This is a genomic window from Clostridium sp. UBA4395, assembly GCF_002390995.1.
GTDB classification, from domain to species: Bacteria; Bacillota; Clostridia; order Clostridiales; family Clostridiaceae; genus Clostridium_J; species Clostridium_J sulfidigenes.
The window spans coordinates 108,824-134,576 of sequence record NZ_DGRF01000077.1 but is presented as its reverse complement, the minus strand read 5'-3'; the positions used below and the strand labels follow the sequence as shown (position 1 = coordinate 134,576).

General features: G+C 27.8%; 24 protein-coding genes and 1 pseudogene. All 25 read right to left on the bottom strand.

Features of this window, described 5'->3' with window-relative positions:
* Window positions 1–198: 198 nt before the first annotated feature.
* Window positions 199–2,211 carry an ATP-dependent DNA helicase gene (locus B2694_RS14460; RefSeq protein WP_346886340.1) on the bottom strand — a complete coding sequence of 671 codons (2,013 nt, stop codon included), beginning with the start codon at window positions 2,209–2,211 and terminating at the stop codon, window positions 199–201.
* A 318-nt stretch (window positions 2,212–2,529) separates the two neighbouring features.
* On the bottom strand, window positions 2,530–2,763 hold the full coding sequence (locus B2694_RS14455; RefSeq protein WP_035134530.1) for a TIGR04540 family protein: 234 nt from the start codon (window positions 2,761–2,763) through the stop codon (window positions 2,530–2,532).
* Between the two features lie 276 nt (window positions 2,764–3,039).
* Entirely contained in the window at window positions 3,040–3,960 is a 921-nt protein-coding gene (locus B2694_RS14450; protein WP_346886339.1) for a lipoate--protein ligase, read from the bottom strand.
* Window positions 3,953–5,647 carry a dihydrolipoyl dehydrogenase gene (gene lpdA / locus B2694_RS14445; RefSeq protein ID WP_346886338.1) on the bottom strand — a complete coding sequence of 565 codons (1,695 nt, stop codon included), beginning with the start codon at window positions 5,645–5,647 and terminating at the stop codon, window positions 3,953–3,955. Before lpdA ends, B2694_RS14450 begins: the two co-directional genes overlap by 8 nt.
* 96 nt (window positions 5,648–5,743) lie before the next feature.
* Window positions 5,744–6,097 carry a carboxymuconolactone decarboxylase family protein gene (locus B2694_RS14440; RefSeq protein WP_346886337.1) on the bottom strand — a complete coding sequence of 118 codons (354 nt, stop codon included), beginning with the start codon at window positions 6,095–6,097 and terminating at the stop codon, window positions 5,744–5,746.
* Window positions 6,098–6,196: 99 nt separating this feature from the next.
* Window positions 6,197–6,619, bottom strand: coding sequence for a MarR family winged helix-turn-helix transcriptional regulator (locus tag B2694_RS14435; protein WP_035134522.1), 423 nt, complete (start codon window positions 6,617–6,619; stop codon window positions 6,197–6,199).
* 72 nt (window positions 6,620–6,691) lie between these two features.
* Window positions 6,692–7,597 (bottom strand): AEC family transporter, encoded by a 906-nt coding sequence (locus tag B2694_RS14430; RefSeq protein ID WP_346886336.1) that lies wholly within the window; start codon window positions 7,595–7,597, stop codon window positions 6,692–6,694.
* Between the two features lie 297 nt (window positions 7,598–7,894).
* Window positions 7,895–8,350 carry a hypothetical protein gene (locus tag B2694_RS14425; protein WP_343827183.1) on the bottom strand — a complete coding sequence of 152 codons (456 nt, stop codon included), beginning with the start codon at window positions 8,348–8,350 and terminating at the stop codon, window positions 7,895–7,897.
* Between the two features lie 82 nt (window positions 8,351–8,432).
* Window positions 8,433–8,627 carry a hypothetical protein gene (locus tag B2694_RS14420; protein ID WP_346886335.1) on the bottom strand — a complete coding sequence of 65 codons (195 nt, stop codon included), beginning with the start codon at window positions 8,625–8,627 and terminating at the stop codon, window positions 8,433–8,435.
* A gap of 353 nt (window positions 8,628–8,980) precedes the next feature.
* Window positions 8,981–9,412 carry a hypothetical protein gene (locus B2694_RS14415; protein ID WP_346886334.1) on the bottom strand — a complete coding sequence of 144 codons (432 nt, stop codon included), beginning with the start codon at window positions 9,410–9,412 and terminating at the stop codon, window positions 8,981–8,983.
* A gap of 424 nt (window positions 9,413–9,836) precedes the next feature.
* Window positions 9,837–10,220, bottom strand: coding sequence for a hypothetical protein (locus B2694_RS14410; RefSeq protein WP_346886333.1), 384 nt, complete (start codon window positions 10,218–10,220; stop codon window positions 9,837–9,839).
* 320 nt (window positions 10,221–10,540) lie between these two features.
* Window positions 10,541–11,206, bottom strand: coding sequence for a hypothetical protein (locus tag B2694_RS14405; protein ID WP_346886332.1), 666 nt, complete (start codon window positions 11,204–11,206; stop codon window positions 10,541–10,543).
* Window positions 11,207–11,218: 12 nt separating this feature from the next.
* Window positions 11,219–11,410 carry a hypothetical protein gene (locus tag B2694_RS14400; protein ID WP_346886331.1) on the bottom strand — a complete coding sequence of 64 codons (192 nt, stop codon included), beginning with the start codon at window positions 11,408–11,410 and terminating at the stop codon, window positions 11,219–11,221.
* Between the two features lie 216 nt (window positions 11,411–11,626).
* The gene (locus B2694_RS14395; RefSeq protein WP_346886330.1) at window positions 11,627–12,058 is read right to left on the bottom strand and encodes a hypothetical protein; all 432 of its coding nucleotides are present in this window, start codon (window positions 12,056–12,058) and stop codon (window positions 11,627–11,629) included.
* A 52-nt stretch (window positions 12,059–12,110) separates the two neighbouring features.
* Complete coding sequence (locus B2694_RS14390; protein WP_346886329.1) at window positions 12,111–12,377, bottom strand: hypothetical protein; 267 nt, start codon at window positions 12,375–12,377, stop codon at window positions 12,111–12,113.
* Window positions 12,378–12,825: 448 nt separating this feature from the next.
* Window positions 12,826–13,068, bottom strand: a complete 243-nt coding sequence (locus B2694_RS14385; RefSeq protein WP_346886328.1) for a hypothetical protein — start codon at window positions 13,066–13,068, stop codon at window positions 12,826–12,828.
* 21 nt (window positions 13,069–13,089) lie between these two features.
* Window positions 13,090–13,293, bottom strand: a complete 204-nt coding sequence (locus B2694_RS14380) for a hypothetical protein (protein ID WP_346876389.1) — start codon at window positions 13,291–13,293, stop codon at window positions 13,090–13,092.
* 276 nt (window positions 13,294–13,569) lie between these two features.
* Window positions 13,570–14,001, bottom strand: coding sequence for a hypothetical protein (locus B2694_RS14375; protein WP_346886327.1), 432 nt, complete (start codon window positions 13,999–14,001; stop codon window positions 13,570–13,572).
* A gap of 264 nt (window positions 14,002–14,265) precedes the next feature.
* Window positions 14,266–14,514 (bottom strand): hypothetical protein, encoded by a 249-nt coding sequence (locus tag B2694_RS14370; RefSeq protein WP_346848239.1) that lies wholly within the window; start codon window positions 14,512–14,514, stop codon window positions 14,266–14,268.
* A 53-nt stretch (window positions 14,515–14,567) separates the two neighbouring features.
* A complete protein-coding gene (locus tag B2694_RS14365; protein ID WP_346876386.1) occupies window positions 14,568–14,783 on the bottom strand; it encodes a hypothetical protein in 216 nt (71 codons plus the stop codon).
* Between the two features lie 820 nt (window positions 14,784–15,603).
* Window positions 15,604–15,804 (bottom strand): hypothetical protein, encoded by a 201-nt coding sequence (locus B2694_RS14360; protein WP_346886326.1) that lies wholly within the window; start codon window positions 15,802–15,804, stop codon window positions 15,604–15,606.
* A 238-nt stretch (window positions 15,805–16,042) separates the two neighbouring features.
* The gene (locus B2694_RS14355; RefSeq protein ID WP_346886325.1) at window positions 16,043–16,666 is read right to left on the bottom strand and encodes an RHS repeat-associated core domain-containing protein; all 624 of its coding nucleotides are present in this window, start codon (window positions 16,664–16,666) and stop codon (window positions 16,043–16,045) included.
* A 181-nt stretch (window positions 16,667–16,847) separates the two neighbouring features.
* Window positions 16,848–17,109 (bottom strand): annotated as a pseudogene (locus tag B2694_RS17825) (immunity 53 family protein); the annotation flags it as partial.
* A 173-nt stretch (window positions 17,110–17,282) separates the two neighbouring features.
* A complete protein-coding gene (locus tag B2694_RS14340; protein WP_346886324.1) occupies window positions 17,283–17,837 on the bottom strand; it encodes a hypothetical protein in 555 nt (184 codons plus the stop codon).
* A 15-nt stretch (window positions 17,838–17,852) separates the two neighbouring features.
* Window positions 17,853–25,664: an RHS repeat-associated core domain-containing protein gene (locus B2694_RS14335; protein ID WP_346886323.1), complete on the bottom strand. Its 7,812-nt coding sequence runs from the start codon at window positions 25,662–25,664 to the stop codon at window positions 17,853–17,855.
* Between the last annotated feature and the right edge of the window lie 89 nt (window positions 25,665–25,753).

Below are 25,753 nucleotides of genomic sequence, written 5' to 3'. Positions count from 1 at the left end.
AGAAATTATAGTTTTTCAATTTAATAAATATTACTTTATTATTAAATATTTATAAATATATAACCATATACTTTAATTTATATTACTTATATAAATTATTTTCAAGTTACTGTTAATGTGCTTTAAGTCGTTATTTCATGATATTTATAATAAAAAGCAAGATATAGAATAACTTCCTTTCTATATCTTGCTTAAGCTCTATTCATCCATTTTCATCCAAAAACTTTCTATTTCTCTTATATCATTAGTTCTATTTTTAATAGGGAGGGAATCAAACACTATATTTTTATACGGGCTATTAGACAATTCACCAATTCTAGAATCTAAGATTGCCACTATCCCCTTATCATCATGCTTTCTTATTAACCTTCCTACTCCTTGCCTAAGTTTTACTATCATTAATGGTACACTTACCTCCATTAAAAAATCTTCTGATAAAGTCCTTTTATATTCTATAATTGGATCTGGTACCGGAAATGGTAGCTTAAATATAATTAAATTCGATAATGATTTTCCAGGCACATCTATTCCTTCCCAAAATGTTCCTGTAGCTAATAATACGGAATTCTTATCCTTTTTAAATTCTTCAAGTATATCATCCTGAGAGGACATATGTTGCTGTTTTAAAATCCTATATTCTAAATTTTTATGTTTTAATATCTCATAAACTTCCTTTAGATCACTTTTAGATGTAAATAAAATTAATGCTTTTCCCTTTGTAATATTCAGAAGCTTTACTATTTTTTCTGCCCCCAATTTTATAAACCTTTCTCTCGCCTCTACTGGATGAGGCATATTTTCTGTATAATATATCATGGCATTGTAATTGTACGGAAAAGGTGATGGTTTTGGTGTTGATAAAAATCCTGTACTGGTTGGAAACCCTGTACTTTTAATAAAATACTCATATCTCTCTTCTTCACTACCTTGACTCTTATCTGCAATAGTTGCTGAAGTTAATATAGTAGTTTTTAACTTATCAAAGTATAAAGAATTTATCTCCTTACTTATATTTTTAGGACATGCAAATATATGAATATCATTAAAATTTTCTAACCAAAATAAATCCCTACTCTTTATAGATATCAAACTTTTTATAAAGTCTTGAAGATTCTCTAGCTCTTCGAATACTTCTTCACATAAATTATCATCACTATAAAATTGTACTTTATAGTTTATTAAATCAATTTTACTATTTAAAAGTAAAAGCTCTTCTCGTATTTCATCTATATTAATAAAATACTTTTCCATTTCTTCACCCTTAGGTGATGAGTTAATTTGTTTTTTTACTTGATTATTTAGTTTATTAAAAATAACATTCAAAATATGAGTTATATTATTAAAATATTCGTAACTCTCTCTTCTTATAGCTGATATTTTTATGGTTTCAATTACATCTCCTAAAATAGATTTTATTTTATATTTATTATAGCTTTCTATTAAAGATGCTCTAACTTTTTCCTCCAAATTATGAGCTTCATCTATAACAATTAAATCTATTTTCTCATTTAAAAGCCCCTTTTGTCCTTTCTTTAACTTCTGAAAATGTACAGTTAATAAATCCTGATTACATAAAATTATTCCATTAGTATTTAACATATCTCTTCTTAGGGACATAAAACTGCAACTATTATAATGTTCACACCTATTATGATCTGTTGCCTTTACATTAACATTGTCCCATACATTATTATCTACATCTAACTTTATATTTTTTCTATCTACTACCCCATTATTTATGTAATTACATAATATTTCTAGATTATCATTAAAATCTTTGCTATTAATCTCTTTAAAGTATTTATCGGCTCTACTTTTACATGCAAAATGAGTCATACCTTTAGCCAAAACTATTTCTGGTTTATGATTTATATAAGAACAAATTTTTTTTACATCCTTAATAAGTTGCTCTTGCAGAGCTATAGTTGACGTAGCTATTAATACAGGTTTATTAAAAAGTTTATTATAATAAAGCAAGGGAACTATATATGCATAAGATTTTCCTATTCCTACTCCTGCTTCCACTATAGTATGTTGTCTGTCAGCTATAGCGTTACATATATCTAAAGCCATATCTTCTTGTCCTTCTCTTTGTTCAAAACCTAATTTGGGAATTTTGTTCATAAAGAAATTCCATACTAGCTGCTGTAATTCATCTTCTTTTGAAAGATTTTTATCTACCTTCTTACTATCTTCTGAAAACCAAAACATCTATATCCCTCCTTATTAAGACTTTTTGTAACATAGCTTTATTTTCACATTTTTCTCCTTAAAATACAACCGTAGATTTCCATATTTAATTTCTTAAATATAGAAAAAGATGTGACTAAATAGATAAATCCATCTAACCACATCTTAGTGCCATACTCTCATCTGTATATTTATTTATCAAGTAAATCTAAGTACTCTTCCTTACTTCTTTTCATATATTTATTATTCGTAACATATATCCTCCAAAATAAAAAAAGATAAGCTTATGGGATTTAATCAATAAAGCTTATCTTTTTTATAAATTTACCATAAGATTTTTTAATTATTTTTATCTAATATATCTTTTATAATTGCTATTCTGTCTTCCTCTAGAATATTTGCAATCTTTATTTCAACATCTCCATTTTTAAAGAATCTTTCTACATTAGAATCTACAATTTTAATAACCTTATCTGATAATTTTTCATAGGTCATTAAATCATCTCTGTATAAATCTACAATATCTCTTAAACAAGCACCTAATTCCTTAGGATTTTTATAAATTGTTCTCATGCTATAATCCTCCATAGTTTTACAATAATAAATATAATGTTAATATATTAGCAAAAATTTATTTGTTAGCTACTATATTTACAATATACATATTATACCCTACATTATTTTTAATTACCAAGGTTATTTTACATAAAAATATGGATTATATCATTAAAATATAATCCATATTAAAAATGTTAAATTTTCTTGACTTATCTAGATGAGGTAAATATATTTTAGCCTAAGAATATTATGATTTATACAAATATTTTTATACATATTTTTTTCTGATACCTATCTTACATAGTCCTTTATTAATTTTACAACTTCAGCTCTAGAGAATATAATGCCTATAAGCTGTTCTTCAATTTTTCCTAAATTTATATTCTCCAAAGTGTCTGAAAATATTTTAGCCTTTACTATTTTTCCTGACTCCACTGATAAATTTATGTCTATATTGCCTATAACAGTTTTTTCTTCGAGAACTACATCATATTGTGGACTCTCACCATAATTCCACAACCTACTAGAGTATTTATCATATAACTTAGGTACATAACTACTCATATTATAAATATATGAGTTTTGTAAATCTCCATAAACATTATTAAAGGAACTTACCAATGACTGAATTAAATTGTCTACATTTAATTCACTACAAACCTCTATTAAATTTATAACCCTACTTTTTACTGATTCTATTCCTTTAGATTTTAATTTTAACTTAGATGGAGTAAGAACCTTTTCAAGTTTAGTAATATCTACATCAATCATAAGAGTACCATGATGAAAATAATTACCATCTTCACAATAAAATGCATGTCCTGAAAACTTTCTATTATTCAAAAGTAAATCATTTCTTCCTGAAAACTCAACCTTAAAGCCATAGGACTCTACAGCACCTTTTATAACCTTAAGTTGTTTATCTAAATTACTCTCAATTTCCTTTGTTATAAAAGTAAAGTTTAAATTTCCTAAATCATGAAAAACTGCTCCACCTCCAGAAATTCTTCTAGCTAATGTAATATGGTTTTCTTTCATATAATCTAAATCGCATTCTTTATAAGGGTTTTGATTTCTTCCAATAACTACAGTATTTTCGTTTTGCCAAAGATATAATATGGTTTCTTCAGACTTTATATTTTTTAACAATTCTTCTTCTAGGGCTAAATTATAATAAGGATTAACTTCCTTTGAAATAATTACTTTATTCATTATAATGTATTGCTCCTATAGATAATCCTAATACTGCTTCATGTATACCTTCACCTGTAGTTGGATGTGCAAATACAGTTTCTGCTATGCTCTCTTCTGAAATATTCTGCTGAATAATAAGAGTTAGCGTACTTATTAGTGATGAAGCATCTGGACCTATTATTGACCCTCCAACCATTTTACCTGAATCTAAATCTTTTATTATTTTAATAAATCCATACTCTTGACCCATAGTTAAGGCTTTTCCATTAGCAGCAAAAGGGAACTTGCTTATTTTTATATTAAGATTTTTATCAATACATTGCTTTTCAGTAAGACCAACTGAAGCAATTTCTGGAGCTGTAAATATTACATTAGGAATACATTCATACTGCATTTCTTTATTTTCACCTAATATATTATCTACTGCTACAATTCCTTGATGTGAAGCTACATGGGCTAATTGGATCTTACTATTAACATCTCCAATGGCATATACTCCCTCTACATTTGTCTTTAAATTACTTTCAACCTTTATACCTCTATTTCTATCATTTAGTTCTATATCAGTATTTTCAAGATTTAGTCCTTCCATGTTAGGTTCTCTTCCGATTGCAACTAATACATTTTCTGAAACTAAAAGCTTTTCATTACCTTCATTTTCAAATATAACTATACCTTCTCCTGATTCAGATTTTTCAATTCTAGTAACCTTTGAATTAGTATATATACCTATACCCTTTGATTTTGCTATATCAAAAATTTCCTCAGAAACATCTAAATCTACCATGTTAAGAATTCTATTTTCGTATTCAACCACATTTACTTTAACTCCAAAATTTGAATAAAGGAATGCAAATTCCATCCCAATAACTCCACCACCAATTATAGTAATTGATTTTGGTAATTCTGTGTTACTAAGTGCTTCTGTACTATTTAATACAAAAGGTAGTTCTATACCAGGAATACTTATTTTTGATATTTTAGAACCAGTAGCAATAATAATATTTTTAGCTTCAATAGTGTATTCATCTTTACCTTTTTTCACTAATACTTTATGGTTATCTATAAAAGATGCTTCTCCCTTAATATGTCTTATATTATTTTTATTTAATAAATAGTCGATGCCACCAACTAAATTATTTCTAATTTTATCTTTTCTAGCTATGACCTTTTTCATGTCTAGCTTTATATCTTTTACTTCAAATCCAAATTCTTCTCCATTTAATGCCTCATTGTATGCTTCAGCAGATTTAACTAGAGATTTTGTAGGAATACATCCTACATTAAGACAAGTCCCTCCTAAATTATCCTTTTCAACTATTATAGTTTCCAAACCTTTTTTAGCTCCATATATAGCAGAAACGTATCCTCCTGGTCCTGCACCTATTACTAAAAGGTCTATATTTAAATTTTCTTTTTTACCCTTTATTAAGCTACCAAAGTAATCAACTTTTTTAGTTTCTTCTGCTAAAGCTTCTCCACTTACTATAAGTAATGTATCTCCAACCTTTACCTCTTGTCCCTCTGTAACCTTTATTTCTTCAATTTTATAGCTTCCTTTAGCTTTTACAGGTGAATTTCCTTTATTTGTTTCTAGCTGAAACAATACATCATTTAACTTAACATTATCCCCAACTTGTATATTAATTTTGCCTACTTTAGCAGACTTACTTTTTCCTGATAGACTTTCCAACTTAATATCCATTTCAACCTCTCCTTTAATACCAAATATATATTAGTTTAAGATTCTGGATTTAAGACCCTGAGTATAATACTCAAGGTCTTAAATTTAAAATCTTATTTAGTTAAAATCTTTTTCAAATTCATCAACGGCATCTTTTAATAAAGTTACAGAATATGCCATACTAGGACCTCCACCAAAGGCAACAGATACCATAGCAGTTTCCATTATTTCAGCTCTAGTTGCTCCTGCTTCTAAAGCTTTGTAAACGTGGAAAACTATACAATATTCACATCTGTTATATGCAGCAATTCCAACACTAATTAATTCCTTTGTTTTAGTATCTAATGCACCCTCTTCATAAGTCTTACCTAACAGCCCCATGAAAGCGTTAACATTTTCTCCATTAGTTTCGCCTAATTCACCAAGTCCGTTCATAAAGTCATTTAACATTTCTCTTACATCTTTTTTCATATCTATACCCCCATATCATTTAATAGTTGCTAGTGCAATAGTTAGCACTACAAGTATTTATGATATAAAAATACCACCATGGGGTGGTATTGTCAATAGCTAACATATATTATCTATCATCCTTTGCAAAACTTCTTTAAAAATCTCTAAATTTTCTTTCGATATTCCCTTTAATACATCATCTTGGAACTCTTGTCCTCTAGGCATAAGTTCTTCTTTTAAAAACTTACCTTTATCAGTTAATATTATCTTTGTTATTCTTCTATCTTCTGAATCCTTTCTTCTCTCAACTAACTCTTCCTTTTCCATTCTATCTATAAGTCTTACCATTGAAGACTCTTTAATATCCATATAATCCGAAAGTTCTTTTTGAGAAATTTCTCCTGCTTTACCTATATAAAATAAAGCTATCCATTGTACTCTAGTTGTACCATTCTCTTGTAATCTTCTATTAAATTCGTCAGCTAATTTCTTTGCACTTTTATTTGTTATAAATGCAATGCAATCATCTAAATCAAACATATATAATTTACATTCCCTTCTATACTTATTTAAAATAGCTAAATCATTAAAACCTATTACCTATATAATTAATTATCTTACTAAATATATAAATAGTGGAATAGTTATAACGGATAAAACTGTAGTTATAAATACACACTGTGAGCCATACTTACCATCTCCACCAGCAGATAATGCAATTACAGGTCCTACCACCGCTCCTGGCATTGCCATAAGTAAAGTGCATATAGCTACCAACATTGAATCTATACTAAACATATTCATAGTAAAATATGTTGCTATAGGAACTAAAATTAGTCTAACTATAGATAAATAGTATAAACTAAAATCTCCTATCATTTCCTTTATGTTAGAACCACAAAGCATAGAGCCAATGATTATCATAGATATTGGAGTCGTCATATTTCCTACACTTTTTACCGTTGAGTTAATGGCAAAGGGTAGTTTAATTTGACCTACAAATATTACAATTCCTATAATTACAGCCCATATAGAGGGATTCTTTAAAATGCTTTTACTAGCTTCCTTCATAGATATTTTCCCTGTAAACAAAGATACCCCTACGGTCCACACTAAAGCAGTGAATACCATAGTAAAAATTGAAGCATAAAACACTCCTATTTCTCCAAATATGCTGTTTAATACTGGATAGCCCATAAATCCACAGTTGGAAAAAGATGTTGTAAATATAAGTAGTGGTTTTTTTCTATCACTAGCCTTAATATAAATATATCTTGATAAAATAAGTAACACCAAATGTATAACTATGGAATAGAAAAATATCTTTATAGCATTTCCCATAATAGCTTTATCAAATTCTAAGCAAAAACTATTTATTATCATTAATGGTAAAGTTATATTTATTAATATTGCACTTAATCCCTTCTCTACTCTATCATCTATAAAGCCTTTCTTTCTAGCATATATTCCTATAACCATCATAATGGATAGAACTAAAACTTGATTTACTGCATCCATTAAATTATCCCCCATACATAAAAAAATTAAATTCCATACTAATTATACTCTATTTTCTTTGGTTTTTAATTATTATTTTATTGTTACCTTAATACTATTCTAATGGGCAAACCTCTTAAACCCGCATGAACACAACAAATAGTTAAATAGTTATATAGTTTTATAGCTAAATATTATACTAGTTTTATATGTATATAGTAAAATAGTCTCATTCATAGTTTTTAAGAATAGTATACTTAATTGGCCATTTTTATACTTATGTCTACCAACCACGGCTATTAATAATTTTCAACATAATTAACTATCTTGAAATACAGTAATATATAATGATTCATCATCTTCAATTATATCTACAACTATATTCATATCAGGGAATCTTTCATTAAAACCTAAAGTCCAAATTTTTTTTAATATATTTCCTAGTGCTTGTATTTGTTCATTTATATTTTTATCTTCAAAATCTGTATTCATATGAAAAAATTCTTTAATTTCATATGAATTAATAGCCTTCTCTAAAGTTTTTTTATCATTACACACAACTTTCCATTGTTCATACCTTTCGCTTGAAAAGTTATCCTTTATAAAGATACAGTTGTCTATCTCAATTATTTCGGGATAGAAAAACTTAGCGAATCCCAGTGCAATTTGAATATCTGACTTCATATTTACATAATTCCACCATGAAAAACTTTTAGGATTAGCCTTTTGCCATACAATATATTCTTCAATTATTTTATCTTCGAATAATTCCATCTTTTCACTTCCTATCCCATTTTATTATTTCCTATTAAATTCATAACAATAAAGTCCATTTAACTCTTTTAACAAACCTTAATTACTTATCTCTAAATTTATTGTTTTTATATTTATAGAATCCTAAACTATATACAGTTACTATTAGACTTAAAAATAGGATTGCCATTAAAGTTACAAATATGGGCTTGTATCTATAAGAAATATCCTGGTATTTATTTTGTACAGTTACTGAAACTACTAATATAATTACTAGTATTGCAGCTTGTATGGTCATAACTAATAAATATATTCGTTCTTTTTTATCACCTTTATACTTAAAAACAAATATAAATAAGTATAAAATAATCAATAGTAATATAGCAAAAATTATTGGCTGTGGTATATCATCTATGCCATAATCCTAATAAATGCCATTATTATAAGAATTATTATAGTAGCTAAAATATTTTTCTTGCTTATCATATAAATTTCCTACTTTCTCAATTTTATGGTATTGCAATTCCTGGCCACTCTATTGCATAATAGACTAAATTGCTCAGCGTCATTTAGTCTCAACCCTACAAAACCACTATATTCATAATATTTATTCATAAACTATTTTTATAATAAATTAAATGATTATATAGTTTATTCCTGATTTTTAAAATATTCGATGTTTTGCTTAGTTGCAAGATTTTTAATATCATTATAGAATTGTTCACTCTCTATATTAACTATATTAAACTTATAATTATCTGTTGATGTTTTTATGTACATGTATTTTACACACCCTTGAATCCTGCTCCCCGTAAAAGAATTGCTAATTTCTATTTCTACTATATTTTCTAATGGAATTTGTGTCTTTTTTATAAATGATTTATAGAGCACAATTTCTTCATCAGATATTACTAATTTATAATTATTATACCGTGCAATTAGAATTGGTACTGTTGCTGTTATACTACTAATAATAGCAACTATCTTGGAAATATTTATTGTGTTAACAAGAATTATAGTTCCAATAATGTCTATTATAATCCAAATAACTATCTCTCTAATAACTGAATATTTCCTGTTCATATATCTTAATTCCCCCCACCTTTGACTTTATATTAAACTACAATTTACTTCATACTTCTCATACAAGCTAAAAACTCTGTTATTCTACACAAATTCCATTAGTTAATTCTTTATAAAATACATCATTTCCTTCTAGGGTATATCTAAGTTTAATATCAAAATTCAGGGATTTAGTTATTAAAACCCACTTATACTATTTAAGGTAAATTTACATAGAAATACTTTTAAATCTTTAAATCTTTTTATATAAAACTAAGATAATAAATTAATTCCATTATATATAGAATAAAGAAATTTATAATATATTAGGTATACCGAAATTTAATTTCTAATTTTTTATTTAATATAAGTAATTCTAGATTATAACCATATCTTTAATAATATCCTTCTTATATATCATATATAAGTTTTAATTATAGAATATCTAATTTCGATATTTTTTTATAATTATCATTGATATAATAATTATACCTAAAAGTGATAATATAATAATCATTAATAATATTAACAACAATACTTTATATTCTTCTACATTTTGTGGAAAGTAACTTAAAAATATAATTGCTATTATAGTACTAACAATCGCAACTGCGAATAAAATTGAAAATACTATATAACAAACCTTCTCTCCTCCTGTTAATTTTTTATTAAGTATCCCAATTAAAAACATAGCGTATGAAGCTGCTAATAAACCTATGATAATTGGTACTGGTATATTCTCTATTCCTAAACTTCCAAGTATAAGCTTCGATATAATAAAGACAGCTATTCCTACTACTGCATATGTACCTTTATTATTGACATTCATCTTTCAACTCTCCTTATATTACTCTAATCAAACTTCTTAATTATCTCTGTAACTCCCCATTTAACAACTTCTGTACCTATTACAATACCTAAACCTACACTAGCACCATATACCCATACTCCAATTTTAAAGATATAAAAATAATAAAGGTAAAGTTCATAAAATTTTCTATGTTCTTTACCTTTATGTAATGTGTTATTTATTTCTTTATCATATTAGTTTTCTTTGCAATAATTAAAAATATTACTACTCCCAAAATTGCTGCAGAAATTCCACTACGCATTATAACCCTCCTAAAAACGCTCCCGAACTTTATTAATTTAATATGTTTTGGGAAATTTTTTATCCTTAACACTATACAAATAGTTAGATATTGCTATTATATAAACAATACTTAAACATACAGTAACTCCTATCAAAAAAATACCTGAAATAAATTTATCTCCATTACCTTCTTCAATTATTATTGGACTAGAGTCTATAACTTTAGCAATTGTTAATAATATTGCAGTTACAATTAATGAAACACTTAAATCTCTCTTTATATATCTTCCATGGGTACCTTTTTTAACACTGCTAATATAGTCTTCATTTTTTACTATTATTCTTTTGTAGAAAATATATAAATTTACTAATATATAGTTTGAAAATATTATTATTTTTGTAATTGTGCTTTCTAGTGTTAGGCAATTTACAGCTTCTAGATATAATGATAATACTACTAGAATTCCTTGTATTGGAATTAAAATGTAAACACTTTTATATATTGGTTTCTTATTAACGTTTAATACTATATTTATTACATTTAATATTAAAGTAAGTACTAATAATACTGGAGCTATGCTATGGTACACTTTATCATCACTACTTAATATCAAATTAAAAAGTATACTTCCTAACATACATCCTATTGAAATAAAAACATTTAATTTCTTTAAATCTTTAACTTCCATCTCATCTGCTTGTTTAATTTTAGCTGATTTCATTTTCTCCTCCTTCTAAACCCCTGATATAACTGAGTTCTTTAATCTACCTATATCATCTTCATAAGATTTTGCTACACCATAACTAATACTAGCTGCTAAAAGAGCAGTCCCCCATAATGGGGCTGTTATTCCAAGGTAAGCTACTCCCGCTGCTATCAATGCTGCTGTTGCTGTCCCTATTGCTATATCTGCTAAAGTATCCACTGACCATCCTATTGCAGTATGATTAATCTATATTTTTCATTACTAACCTAATAGAAAAAGTGACAGCATTCAATTATACTAATAACTATCACTTTTTTCCATAAGTTTTTTATTCTATTTATGTAGTAATACCGTTATTAACCCTTCACTATTTTAAAGTTTACTTTTTTTACTGCTACTCTAATACATACATTACTTATTAAATAATTTTATAGTTTATTCCTGATTGTTAAAATATTTAATATTTAGCTTAGTTGCAAGATTTTTAATGTCATCATAAAACTGTTCACTCTCTATATTAACAATATTAAACTTATGATTATCTTCCGCTGTTTTTATATAAATGTATTTTACCACCCCCTGAATCCTGCTCCCCGTAAAAGAATTACCAATTTTTATTTCCACTATATTTTCTAATGGAATTTGTGTCTTTTTTATAAATGATTTATAGAGTACAATTTCTTCATCAGATATTACTAATTTATAATTATTATAACTTGCTACTAGAATTATTACTGTTGCTATTATACTAATAATAATAGCACTTATCTTAGAAATATTTGTTGTATTAACAAAAATTATAGTTCCAATAATAGACATTATAATCCAAACAACTATATCTTTAATAACTGAATATTTATTGTTCATAGATCCTAATTCTCCCTTTTAATTTCTATTTTAAATTACAATTTACTTCATATTAAGCTCTAAACAACTTATATTTATATGACATTAATGGTATATTTAAATTAATTCCCACTGATGGAGCACTAATTATTGGTTGACATGTCCAATCAACCATAATTTGAATGTTTTCTGGCATATAATCATAAGCATCCTTTAATCCTCCAGATCCTATTCCAACAATTGCTCCCCATGGTTGTGGTAGAGAAGCAGAGCCTAGAGATACAACAGAAATTTGACGTTTAAACCAAGATTTTTCTGTAGCAAAACTTTTTATATCCATAAAACAGGATTATAATATCTTAAATGTACATTCATTATTTCTTCATTTAATGCTCTTTTTCCTTCTATATAATTTACTAACAAGTAATATCATATAAAAAGAAAAAGTGATAGTTATTCCACTTGATTGGAACAACTATCACCTTCATAAGTATTTTCCTTTTATTTTTAAAATTACTTATCTTTATTTTATAGATACATAGGTTACTTCTTAAATCTCCATTTATACTAATTTAGGGATTGTATAAAAATGCCTACTTTATACTTTATTTATGTTTCCTATATAATATACTTAAAATCGGGTGTATCACATATATTTTACGCAACCAACTTCATAGTACTCCTTTATTTACCACATTAAGTTTTTTCTAGATATTTCTTTCGACACTTTATATAGTAAAGTTTTCTTTTAAAAAATATATTTTTAAAAAACAATTAAGTTTTCTGTACTATATTTTCATTAAATATAATATTATTTCTACAATAAATTTAATTATTATCATTCCACAACCATATATAGAAAAACCACATAGTAATCTGAGCCAATTCAGCATGAACTTATCTTTACCAATATATTTTTTTGATTTAAGAGATTTAGAACTTTCCTTAAATCCAACATAAGAAAGTAAAAAAATCATCAACATTAACATAGTATAAGCAATTTTTAATAAAATATCTCCTACAATATTCACGATAACCTCCCCATCTAGTTGTTAATGTAATTTAATTAAAATTAAATTAGATATAACCGTATATATGATTATAATAATAATATACACTAATCCTATCTTTAATTCTTTCATTTTAACTTTCTCTCCACTTGGCAACCCCTTCATAATATGCTGTACAGCTTTAAATGTTAAAATTATACATGGAATTGTAATAAATATAATTATTAATCCAACTTTTATATTCATAATTGATATACTACCTCCTTAAATATACCCCATTTTAGTATTACTTAACTAATGTTTAATCCAGACTTTTAATGATGTTTCTAGACCTAAAATTTAAAAAATTCTCCTATATAATGTATAATTATAATATTATTTAATACGAAAAATAGAGATAGGAATCACTCCTGTCTCTCACATAATAATTGGTATAAATCAAATTCCTACTTATATTTTTCAGAATAGTTATATGTAACTTTAAGTAGTAACTAAGCTAGTTCATACTTATTTTATTGAATACTAACTATTAATTTTAGATGGGATAGGAATTTGATATCTTTTAAATAATCCAACTATGAATTTTTTTTCTTCATTTGTTATATTCTTATCATAATATAGAAATAATTCCCTTCCATTTCCAATTACTTCTTTTATGGATTGCACGGTGTAAATAGCATTGAAGAACATATTTTCATCTGCCATGCTGTAAAATCTTGGTAGTTTATCAATCTTAACTTCAACAAGATTTTCTTTTTGTTTTGTATTTTCTTCTGTTTTGCTTTTGTTTAGGTTTATAAGCAAACTTTCAACTAACAAAAAAGCCCTTTCTTGAGTTGAAGCTTCTCTCCAATCATCATCAAAACAATCACTAGGCTGATTGTATTTATATATTTCTCCCGGAACTGAAAAAATTATATCCTGAATTTTTTTTAATAATTCATCGCTGTTCATTTTAACCCCTCCTAAACATGTGTTTTTATGGACAAGCAACATTTGCCGGATTACTTTTCATTTGTTACTTTAATAAAAAAAGTTATAGCATTCAATTATAGAATCACTACCACCTTTTTTACATATACTATTTATTCCATTTATCCAGTAATTCCTTTATTCTTACATCTATAAAAACCTCTGAATTATCCTTTGTTCTTTTATATACGATTCTTACTATATCTCTATATACTTTTACTTCATAGCTATAACCATATCGTAACTTTAAGTAAGTAAATCTATTATCTTTAGCATTAAGTTGCTTATAAATATAATGCTAAAAACAATAAAAACTAATGCTAGAACCTTATAATAATTAATCCAAAACTTATATAATACTTCAGAACTTTTTTCTTTTGGTCTTTTAGATAAATCTTTAAAGAATACCCATACAACTAACATTAATATAAATAATAATATTATGTATGTTACATTAATTAAAACTTCTACAACTACTTGATTTATATTTATCACCTCTCATGTGCAGCAAGCACTATCAAATTATAACACTAACTCTTCATTTTATATTACCTTCTATTATTCAAATAATAAGTAACTATAGCAACATATATAACTGTTATAACTAAATATTTTACTCCTTTCTTAAGTTCCTTTTTTCTTTCATATTTATCCAAATTGTTACCAAAGGATGTAACTGTCCTTAGAATAGGAAAGACCCATTTGTAATTTAAATATATACTTATAATAAAAATTATACTATTTACTATATTGTTTTTGCTCATACCTTATATCCTCCATACCGCTATTTAATTTTTTTATACCTTAATTCACAAAATTCATACAGAGTTTTTATATACTTATTACACCTATATCTGTATCATATCTATATCCTCTATATCTATAAGGATTCTTTTCTCCTAATGCCTTAAGTGACACTCCGAATTTTAATTTGGTTAGTGGAACTTACTCATTTGAATGAATCTGAAAAGGAGTTTCCTTTTTAATCCACAGATATTAACTTACCCCAAGTATCGTAAGTATAAGAAACAACTTGTTTTCCAATAGAGTTTATTATGCCTATAATACCACTCTGAGCATTTCTAATGTTTTATTAATTGTATATTTTTATTTATATATTTTAAAATTAATATACACAGAGGGCTTTCACAAAATAAATAATTCTATTTTATGAAAACCCTCCCTCATTTTTAAAGTATATTATATATAATTTACTTCGCTTCAGAATAAGATAAATTTATATTATTCAATTTCACTATAATATAAATATTTTATAGGTTCTGGTTATAATCATAATATATATCGAAATATTTCAAATATTAATTTAAATATATATGTAACACTAAAAATTATAGTAAGTATGCCTAAAAACTTATAATAGTTCATAAGAAATTTGTATCCCAGTTGCTGCTTCTTTTCTTTTGCACTTTTAGAAAACTCTTTAAATATTACATATCCAATTAATAATAAAATTAATAGTAAAGCTATATATACTATATTTATTATAATTTTTATTGACAAATTTTCTATAATTAATCCTCTCCCTCATAATAACAATTTTTTATTATAAAGACTACTATATATTTAAAAAAGTTTATTTATTATAATAGTATATATAATCGTAATAAATAAATATTTCACTGCTTTTTTTAACTCATTTTTTTTCTTTTTACTTTCTAAATTAATTTGTGGCATAATACCTCTCAACATATGATATACCCATTTAATATTTAAACATGCACTTATTATAAAACATGAAATATCTACTAAAATATCCTTACCCATTACGTTCTCTCCTTTCGTAGATATTTAAACTTCGTACCTTATTACTTAATAAAAATTTTAGTAATGCAATAGTCTCCCTAAAAATTGCTCATGTATTCTCTCTTAATTTATTTTTAAACTAATAATTTAGGGTAATACCTTAAAGTTCAATTCATATTTTCCCAGTAACTTCAGCTCCAAAAAACCAACTAGCTGCTGCCCCTAATACTATCCCAAATCCACTACTGTCAGCATATCCTCAAGTCGTAAAACTACCTCCAATTCCAAGAGATGCTCCAACTTGTAACTCGCAGTTGAAAATCCCAATACCTCCTTTGAGTCTCTCCCCAGCTTTAAGTGGCGTAAGATGTAGACCTGCTTCATAGACATTCCATTTATTATCACCATTCCATACTGCTCCAATACCTGTTGCTCCTCCTAAAAAGGCTTGTATTGGAAAGTCGGGAGTGCTTATTTCACAACTTCCAAACACCCCAGACTTACCATAAATTCCAGTAACATTTGCAATCTCAGCATCAGCCACATGTCTCGTATACCCTCTAGTAGTCCTTGTTGTAATTACACCACTAGTACTCTTATTTTTTCTTTTTCCATAATTATTCATAACCTTATAAGAAGCATCTCTCATTGCAGCTGTTTCTTCACCTTGAGTATACATAGGTCTAAAACCATTAGGATCTTTACCATTTACAGGATTATTATTACAATAAGCAAATATATTATGTGATAACAATGCTCCTACATTTCCACCAATAGCATCAACATTCAAGAATCTTCCCCACTCAGGATTATAATATCTTGATTGTACATTGATTTTTTCTTCATGAAATACTCTTTTTCCTTCTATATAATTTTTTAACATTCAATATCTTGTATAATTATTTTATTTTTATAATTCTATTCATAATTAAAATATCTTTAAAAATACTAGTAGTTTTAAAAATATAAAAAACGCCAACAGATATTCTAGTCTGTCGACGTTATACTATTACTTTTCTAACTTACTCTTAGCACTTTTGATCTTATATATTTATACTACTTTATTAATTATATTTTTTATTTTCAGTAGCCCATACTCTAAATATTTTTAATATTTCCTCTAACTTATCTATACTACCTCCGCCTTTAAATACTCCATCTGCAACACTACAATGGATCCAATTTAAATCATCAATATATTTGAACTTTATTAAATTCTACATCTTCTAAATAAGTATCTACCAAGTCTATATCTACTTTCCATCCTGGATTATCAAGTGTATCTATTTTTATTCCATAATAGTGTTCCCAATCACCATAACAATTGCTTTTGTACCATTAACTTAACCATGCTATCATATCCAGCTTATTTACACCTCTTATTTTAAATTGAGTTATATAAACACAAGCTTATATAGAAGATTACCTATAAAATATTAACTAAAGGAATATTTTATAGGTAATTATTAAGCTAATTATCTTAAATTAAATATATAGCTTTAATCCACTTTCTCTATTGAATAGGGATAATATGAGTAATCATCTTGAAAAAAACAATTATACACACTTACTGGAGGTTCTTTTAGTTCAAGACATATATCCGGAACTTCTCTCATTAGGGTATTATCATCCAAAAGAATAAGGTGATAATCTGAAATAAAATTATTTATTATTTTATTAAACTCCATATGCTTTTCACAATAAGGTATAGAACTAGTTTCACATTTTGTCTGACCATCAATATAATATCTTGAATATTTAAATACACAATAAGAAGCTAATACCGAAATTTCTATAATTATCCCATATACATCTTTTTCATTTTCTATATGCTCATGAAACTCTTTAGATCCTATATCAGCTCTAATATCTGATAAATTGATATACATAGAAAAGCACTTAGCATAATTAAAATCAGTAATATTATTAATATAACTATTTGGAAAGTATTTCTGCAACTTGTCAATCCAATAATCTCTATCAACATATTTGAGCAACAAAGAAGATCCTGCTGGATTTCTATATAAACTTTTAACGATTTCTACAATATCCATTTAATCACTCCATTTCTATTTAACCGGATAACCGTGTATTGTATCTTTACTAGGTGCATATTTAACATTAACTTTTGTTTCTCCATTTGCTCCTATTGGCCTTCCTGTATCCCATACCCTTACATTAGGATTATTTAATTTCGGCTCACCTTTTAACCATCCTTCCTGTGTTAAATCTACTCCATTTTCTCCTTCAGGCCATAGTGATTTATTTTTCCCTTCTGATTCAAGAAATTTATTGTTCGGATGGTTTATTACATGCTTACCTTGATTACCAGCATCTACAGGCGGTGCACCTTTTACATTTCCAAACACCTTTCCTTGATTAGGTAAATTAGATTTGTTATTATTTCTTTTGGCCTTAGAATTATCATTTTTACTGTTGTTACTAGAAAAAGTTATAATTTTCCAAATAGCTCCTATTGTTCCAACAGTGCCATACCATGCTCCTTTTACGGTGTCTGCTAACGCTCCACTACCGCCAATAGCAGCGGCACCAAAACCGCCTCCACCACCATATTCATTTGACATACAATGCGCCAACCCTAATGGGTCTTTGAAAATTACGGGATTATTAGCACAATATGCAAACATATTATGAGATAACATACCTTGACCTGTAGATACTACTCCATCAGCATTCAAGAATCTTCCCCATTCAGGATTATAATATCTTGATTGTAAGTAGTAATATCCAGTCTCTGTATCATATCTATATCCTCTATATCTATAAGGATTCTTTTCTCCTAATGCTTTATCTCCTGTTATAGATATTAATTTACCCCAGGTATCGTAGGTATAGGTAACAACTTGCTTTCCAATAGAGTTTATTATTCCTATAATATCACTTTGAGCATTTCTAATGTAGAAATATTGTTCAGTATCATTTAGCACGAAGCCTACAAGACCTTTATCTCCATAGTTATATAAAATTTTGTCTGCTTTACTTCCATTAGTTATTTCTTCATATACTACATTACTTCCTTCTAGTGTGTACTTATAGTTCACTCCATCTACTGTTTTTTCTGTTCTTATTCCATCGCTATTATACTTATAACTAATGTTTTTACTATTTCCTGTTATAGAAGCTAATGTTCTTCCACCTTCCCATTTAAAGGTATAGCCATCATAAGTTAATGGATTTCCTATTGCATCATAGGTTATGGCTTTTCCATTGTAAGAGGTTAACTTATCCTTCCAATTACTATCACCATAGCTATAATCTACAGCTTTAGTTGCTGCTCCTAGTGTTGCGTTACTTGTTAGTGCATATTCTGCCGCCTTTAGAATGTTTCCACTTTGATCATAGGTATAAGCTATAGTTTTATTAAGTTCTCCATTATCTTCTCTTATAACCTGTCCTAAACTATCATAATAATACTTTATTACTTTACCATTATTTACAGTTTCAATTCTTCCTAAATCATCATAGGTATATTTTATTTCGCTATTGCCATTTTTTATTGATGATACCATTGAAGTTGTTGAACCTGCATAACCAGCTTTGTATTCATATCTTGTATCATAGGTATAAGCAACATCTAAGTTTAGTGTTCTAGATTTAGTTCTTCCTATAGAATCATAAATATAAAAATAGGTTTTTCCTGAAGGCACTGATCCATTTGCGGGTTTTCCATCCTTATCAAACTCAAAGAATGATGAATATAGTTTCCCATTTATATAGTTTTCTTTTTTACTAGTTTTATCAGTCTTATCATAATCATATTTAAACCAATTTCCACTTGAATCCTCTGTTTTTACTAGTCTGTCTGCTAAGTCATAGGTGTATTTATTAGTAATTCCGCTTTTTAAATCCTGTGATATAGCTAAATTCCCAGAATTATCATAGGTATATTTTGAAGCTGTCTTACCATCTAGGGTTTTACTAGTTACCCTATTTAAATTATCATAACTGTAGGCTACTGTATTGCCATTTCCATAGGTAGCATTTTTTAATACACCTGATACATTATCATAGTTATTGGTTATTAAAGTGCTACTTCCCACTGCTACAGATTTCTGATTTCCATTTCCATCATAGGTAAAGTTGTAGCTTGTACTATTGCTAGAAACCTTTGATAATCTATCATTATTATAAGCATAGTTGTTCTGTCCAACCCTAGCAGTTGCTTTTCCTCTTCCTTTAGTATACATTGATTTTACAGCATTGTCATCATAGCATTTGCTTGAAAGTATGAGTTCATCTAGATTTCCTTCTATTGAACTACCAGATAATTTTTGACCTATACATATGTTAGCTCCTGAAAAATCTTTATAGGTACCTGAAGCTGATTTTTCTTTGTTTCCATTAATATACATATTGGTTGTAAGAGTTGTTCCGCTTTTATTCCAAGATATTGTTAACATATTCCATTGTCCTGTGGTTACAGCTGTATTTGATGTTATTATATCTACAATACTTCCACTACTATTCTTAACAGATAACTTTACTTTATTATCCGAAGCTAAATATGCCTCTATCACACCAATATTTTCTCTAGTTGTTCCAGAAAATATATATCTTGTACTAGTACTTGCACTAGGTTTAAGCCAAATATTCATTGTTCCTGAGTTGTCCCTTATTCCACTACTATAGTTAGCATATCTGCCTCCTGTAGCTTGCATAGTTAGCTCATTAGATGAATCATACTTACTCTTATCTGTAAGTGCTCTAAGTCCATTAATACTTGAAGAATTTCCTCTTAAAGGAACATATTCATCCCAATTTTTGTAGTATCCATAGTTACCACTTTTTAGCTTATTATAGTACCCTTTTAATTCTGTTAAATTATCTAGTTCATTGGAACAGTAGAACTCTTCAACTTCTCCATTAAGTGCATTACTTCTATTTGATTCAGCCCCTACTCTAACATTACCACCAGTAAAGTCTTTTACACTACTAACAGTAGCATTCTTTATTTCATCATCTATAGTTAATGTAGCTTTTAATCCTGAAGTTGTATTTTCCCATTGTAATATAGAAGAATACCAAGTGTTAGCATTAACAACTTTACTTGATATAATTATATCTTTCGAAACGCCGCTACTGTCTCTAACTGCTAGACATAATTTATTACTTGTATTTATATACGTTTTAAATAAACTTCCATTAGGAGATGAACTATTGAGTAAGTATCGTGTAGTTCCGTTGTTATAAGTTTTAAATTTAATAGCCATGGTTCCCTTATTTTTACTAATACCAGTATTATATAGTGGTCCTCCACCATTTTGAATTTTAAAAGTATAATGTCCATTACTATCTTTTACTGGAGTAGCACCTAACTCAATATATCTGCTTCCTAGATCTCCACTACTGTTACCGTTTATAAAGAAAGTTTCTCCGGTTTTCTGAGTCCCATATTGTTTATATCCAGTGGTGTTTACCAGCTTATCTGTCTCATCGTATCCATAATAAGTAGCAACTCCCTCTGAATTAATTGTTACATCTAACGTATCCTTAGATTCGCTATATACGTTCAGTATTTCGTTTCCACTGGTATCTATAGTTCTTTTTGTGTATCCTGCAGTATCACCTGAAATATTACTGCTTTCCATAAACAATCCACTTCCAGATATCTTTGATACTACTGCATTCCCATACTCATCATAAATAAAAGAACTTATAATGTTTTCTGCCGTAGTAGTTTGAATTAAATTCCTATTACCATCGTATGAATACTTAGTTGTATTTCCTTTTGGATCTGTAACAGAAGTTAATTTATCGTCACCATCATATTTATAATTAGTTTTTTGTTTTATTAAATCCTCTGTAGATATAATATTACCCTTATCATCGTACTGATAGCTTGCACCAAATTCTTCTTTATATAATTGGAATCCATCAAAATAAGCTATATTAGCATTTTTATAGTAAAGTCCATATATTTTTACACTTTTATAATCACTTTTAGCCACAACTTGTCCTGATACATATTGCCATGTTGATGAATCTCCATTAAAAGGAATTACAGTCCATTCATAACTACCGTCTGGTTTTTCTAGTCCTACATCTAGAGCAAAGTATCTTCCGCTAACATCAACTGGAAGAGATTCTCCTTTTGCCCAACCAGATGCTACAAAAACATCATCTTTCTTACCTGAAATATTTATAGTTTGATATATATTCTTATTTTTATTAGGATTCCCTGGTATTTTATAAACAGCCTTTATTTTATCTAAACTTGAAGGATAAGTTGCGTCCGTAGAAATATCTAGACCCATACCGTTTTCCCAATTGCTGGCATCCCAAAAGCTAGCACTTTTGCCTCCATTTTCTACAAAGTTGGCATTCTCCACCAGATTATATCTATTAGCAATTTCTCCATCCTCTACTTGTAGATTATCAAAGTATGCAGTCCCCGTTTCTTCAACTACTCCACATCTGATATATACAGTATTAGATACCGAATCTGCCGGCAGTGTAAATGTAACTGACTCTCTATTCCATCCCGTAGTTCCACTTATATGTTTAGATTCTATAGTTGAGTATGCCCCAGCATTATTCTGATAGTTTACAAATAAAGCAGCACCTTTTTTATTAGTATTACTTATTCCATCAGTGGATACATATCCTGAAAATGTATAAGTCTTACCCTTTTCTAAGGTGACAGCTTGACTATAAAATCTCCTACTAGTTTTATTTGTCATATTTACCTTTAATGAATATTTTCCCATGTTAGCTTTTGTAGTAGTAAATTCATTAGTACCTGCAGAACCTGTCCAGTAATCATTTGCCCAATATTTATCCTTTAACTCACAATTATGATTCATTAAATAATTACTACTTGTCTTTTGAACTTTAGATTCTAATTCTAGTCTGTTTTTTACTTTTTCATTACTATTATACTTATAGTATTGTGCACTTCCATTAGAATCTTTAATAGATATTGTATTTCCTCCATTATTAAATTGATAAGTATTAGTTCTACCCTTAACATCCTTTATTTCAGTTTCATTATAGCTGTATTTAAAGGTTAGACTTTGCCCCTGTGTCCCAGCTGTATCTACATAAGTGGCAGTTTTAACTCTTGAAGTAGAACCTCCATAATAGGTATAAAGCAATTTAGCACCATCTAAACTTTTAACAGCAGATAAATTGTTATTACCTTCATAAGTATAATAAGATGCCTTACCATCTGGATAAGTTATTCTGCTTAATTGTATTCCATTATAAGCATAGCTAGTTTTTCTTCCCGCCGGATCAGTAATACCAATTAACGTTCCACCTGATGTATATTGTAAAAGTGTAGTTCTTCCTATGCTATCCTGAACTCCACTTATTATCGTTCCACTATAAAGTATAGTGTTAGTGTTATTAGTAGTATCTGTTATAGTTTTAAGATAACCACCAGGAACAAAATATAATTTATTTCTATCTTTATCCGTAATTATATAGCTTCCATCACTATTTTTAGAGAATTTAATACCTTCAAGACTTTCACATTTATAAGTTTTAGATGCTGAATCATAATAAAAATAATGATTAGTTCCATCACTATCAAAATATTTATAATAGGTTTTACCATTTATTACTTCTTCTGTTATCCTTTGTTGAATATTGAGTTTCCACCCTTTTCCGTATCCTATATCAATGCTTTTATCATTACTATTATAAACATGTTCAATTTTCAATGCTAACCTACTATCTGAGGCTGTATAATCATTATGGGTAAAAACAACATTACCATTATAATCATTAATATATCCTATTCCTGTTCTGCCCATATCCTGTGAATGATATGTCCAATAGTTCTCTAACCCTGTATTATTAACATATTGAATTGATACTAATGGCCATCCAGAACTATAAGCACTATGACAATCTGAAGATAAAAAAGCCGTATTTCCGGATGTAGGTTTATCTCTTTTTAAAGCTATACCATAATTATTTCCTTTTGTATACCAACCTTTTACAGCTTTGGTTACATTCCAGGAATACCAACCATTTTTAACAGTTTGTATATCTAGTATTCTGCTTTCAACTCCAGGTTTAGTTTTCCATACTATGCCTTCACTTGATGTTGCCTCCCATGGACTAGAGACTTCATATGCATTTATTTGTCCATCAGTTCCACTATAACCACTTTGCTTAAATAAAGCTAATTCTGCATTTACCACCATATCCCCAGCATTTAATTTTGGTAATTTAGTAAATTTAACATATGTTTCTGTAGTTCCTACGTTTTGAACGTTTCCAACTCTAAGAAATAAGTTGTTCCATTTATTTTCAGTATCCGTTGATGCTACAAAAGTATCTTCTATATAATTAGTATTAGTATCTGTTCTTACTATTGGGTCCACTGTGATGGGAAATTCTCTTTTGTCATCATTAATCCATTCATTATTTGGAACTATCTCTAAGGTATATCCTCCTTCTTCTGGTTCTTTGAATATTAGCTCAATATCCTCAGATAATTCTCCCTTTGCATCATACATAAAAGGCTTATCTAATTGGAATACTTCAGCTCCAGTCTCTAGGTCTTCAAATATAATTATATTTCCTTCAACTCTAGGTTTTAGATTTTCTATATTCAAATTAAACAAAATTGAAGGATTATCTATTTTTTCATTTAATATTATATTTTCCTTTACTGTTTTTCCTATCAATTTATACTCTAAGTCAATATTTTCGTAAATAGACTTAAATTCCACACTTGATTTAACATTAGGTAAAAACTTCTTATCAATTTCCTTTTTAATCTTATCTCTTAAACTCTTATTATTACTAATTGATCTTTTTGCCCTTCTATTACCTCCAAGTTGTTGTTCCACCATTTCATCAATAACTTTATCTATATCTGTATTTTCTATTGATGCTTTACTTAGTTTGCTTATATTTTTTATTTTCCTATTTTTATTTAATTTATCATTATCTTTATTCTTATTTTTATCACTACTATTAGATTTTTTTACATCTCCATTAATATCATCTTTATTATTTTCTTTAGTTTCTTTACTTACTTTCTCATCTTTATTTGAATCTTTTTTTTCTTCTTTTTCTTTATTCTCTTTAACTTTTTCTTTTTCTTTATTTGCAGTTTTATCTATTGTAGTATTTTTTGATACTTTTCCTATTAAATTAGTTTTCTTTTTTAGTTTAGTAGTTTCACTATCAATAGGTGAATCATCTATTCTATCCTTTATTTCTTCATTTGTAGTTGGTTTTTCTGTTTCTCCACCTTTTTTGTCTTCAGTAGATGGTGATTCTGTTTCATCCTCTGTTTTGCCATCTAACGGTGGATTATCTATTTCCCCTTCTTGTTTATCATCATTTGATGGTTTTTCACTTTCCTCGCTTGGTTTATCCTCTGTTGATGGCTTTTCTGTTTCTTCGTTTTTCTCATTATCTATAGTTGGTTTTTCTTCTTCAACACCTTTATCATCTGATGCTGATACTTCTTCTAATTTTTCTCCGATGCCAACACCTATGTTCCACCATATTTTATACTTATCCTTTGATACAGAAATAAGCTCTTTATCACTGGCATTTTTACCTATCCTAACAGTGAATTCATTTTCTTTATTTTCATAATAATTCCCTTTATCCTGCAATGAATTATTAATATCTACCCATTTGCCATTTTTTAAATAGTGTATAGGTTCTTCATATAATATTGCTTCATAAGTTCCATCGTCTTTTAAAAAGTACTTTGTATTCTCCTCTCTCTTCTCTTCAAGTTCTCTAACTATTTCTGCCTCCTGATTTTTTTTAGTAGTTACTTCTCCTGTGTCACCCGCAGCACTTACTATAATTGCATTTATTGGTGTCATTGTTACCAATAATGTAATTACAAGTAATCTACATATAACCTTGTAAAATTTCGTCATAATTATCCCCCCAAAATATTTATTACATTTTTACAATTCTACAAGTTTCACCTTTTACCTTTTTATTTCCATGTACTTTCATGTTCAAA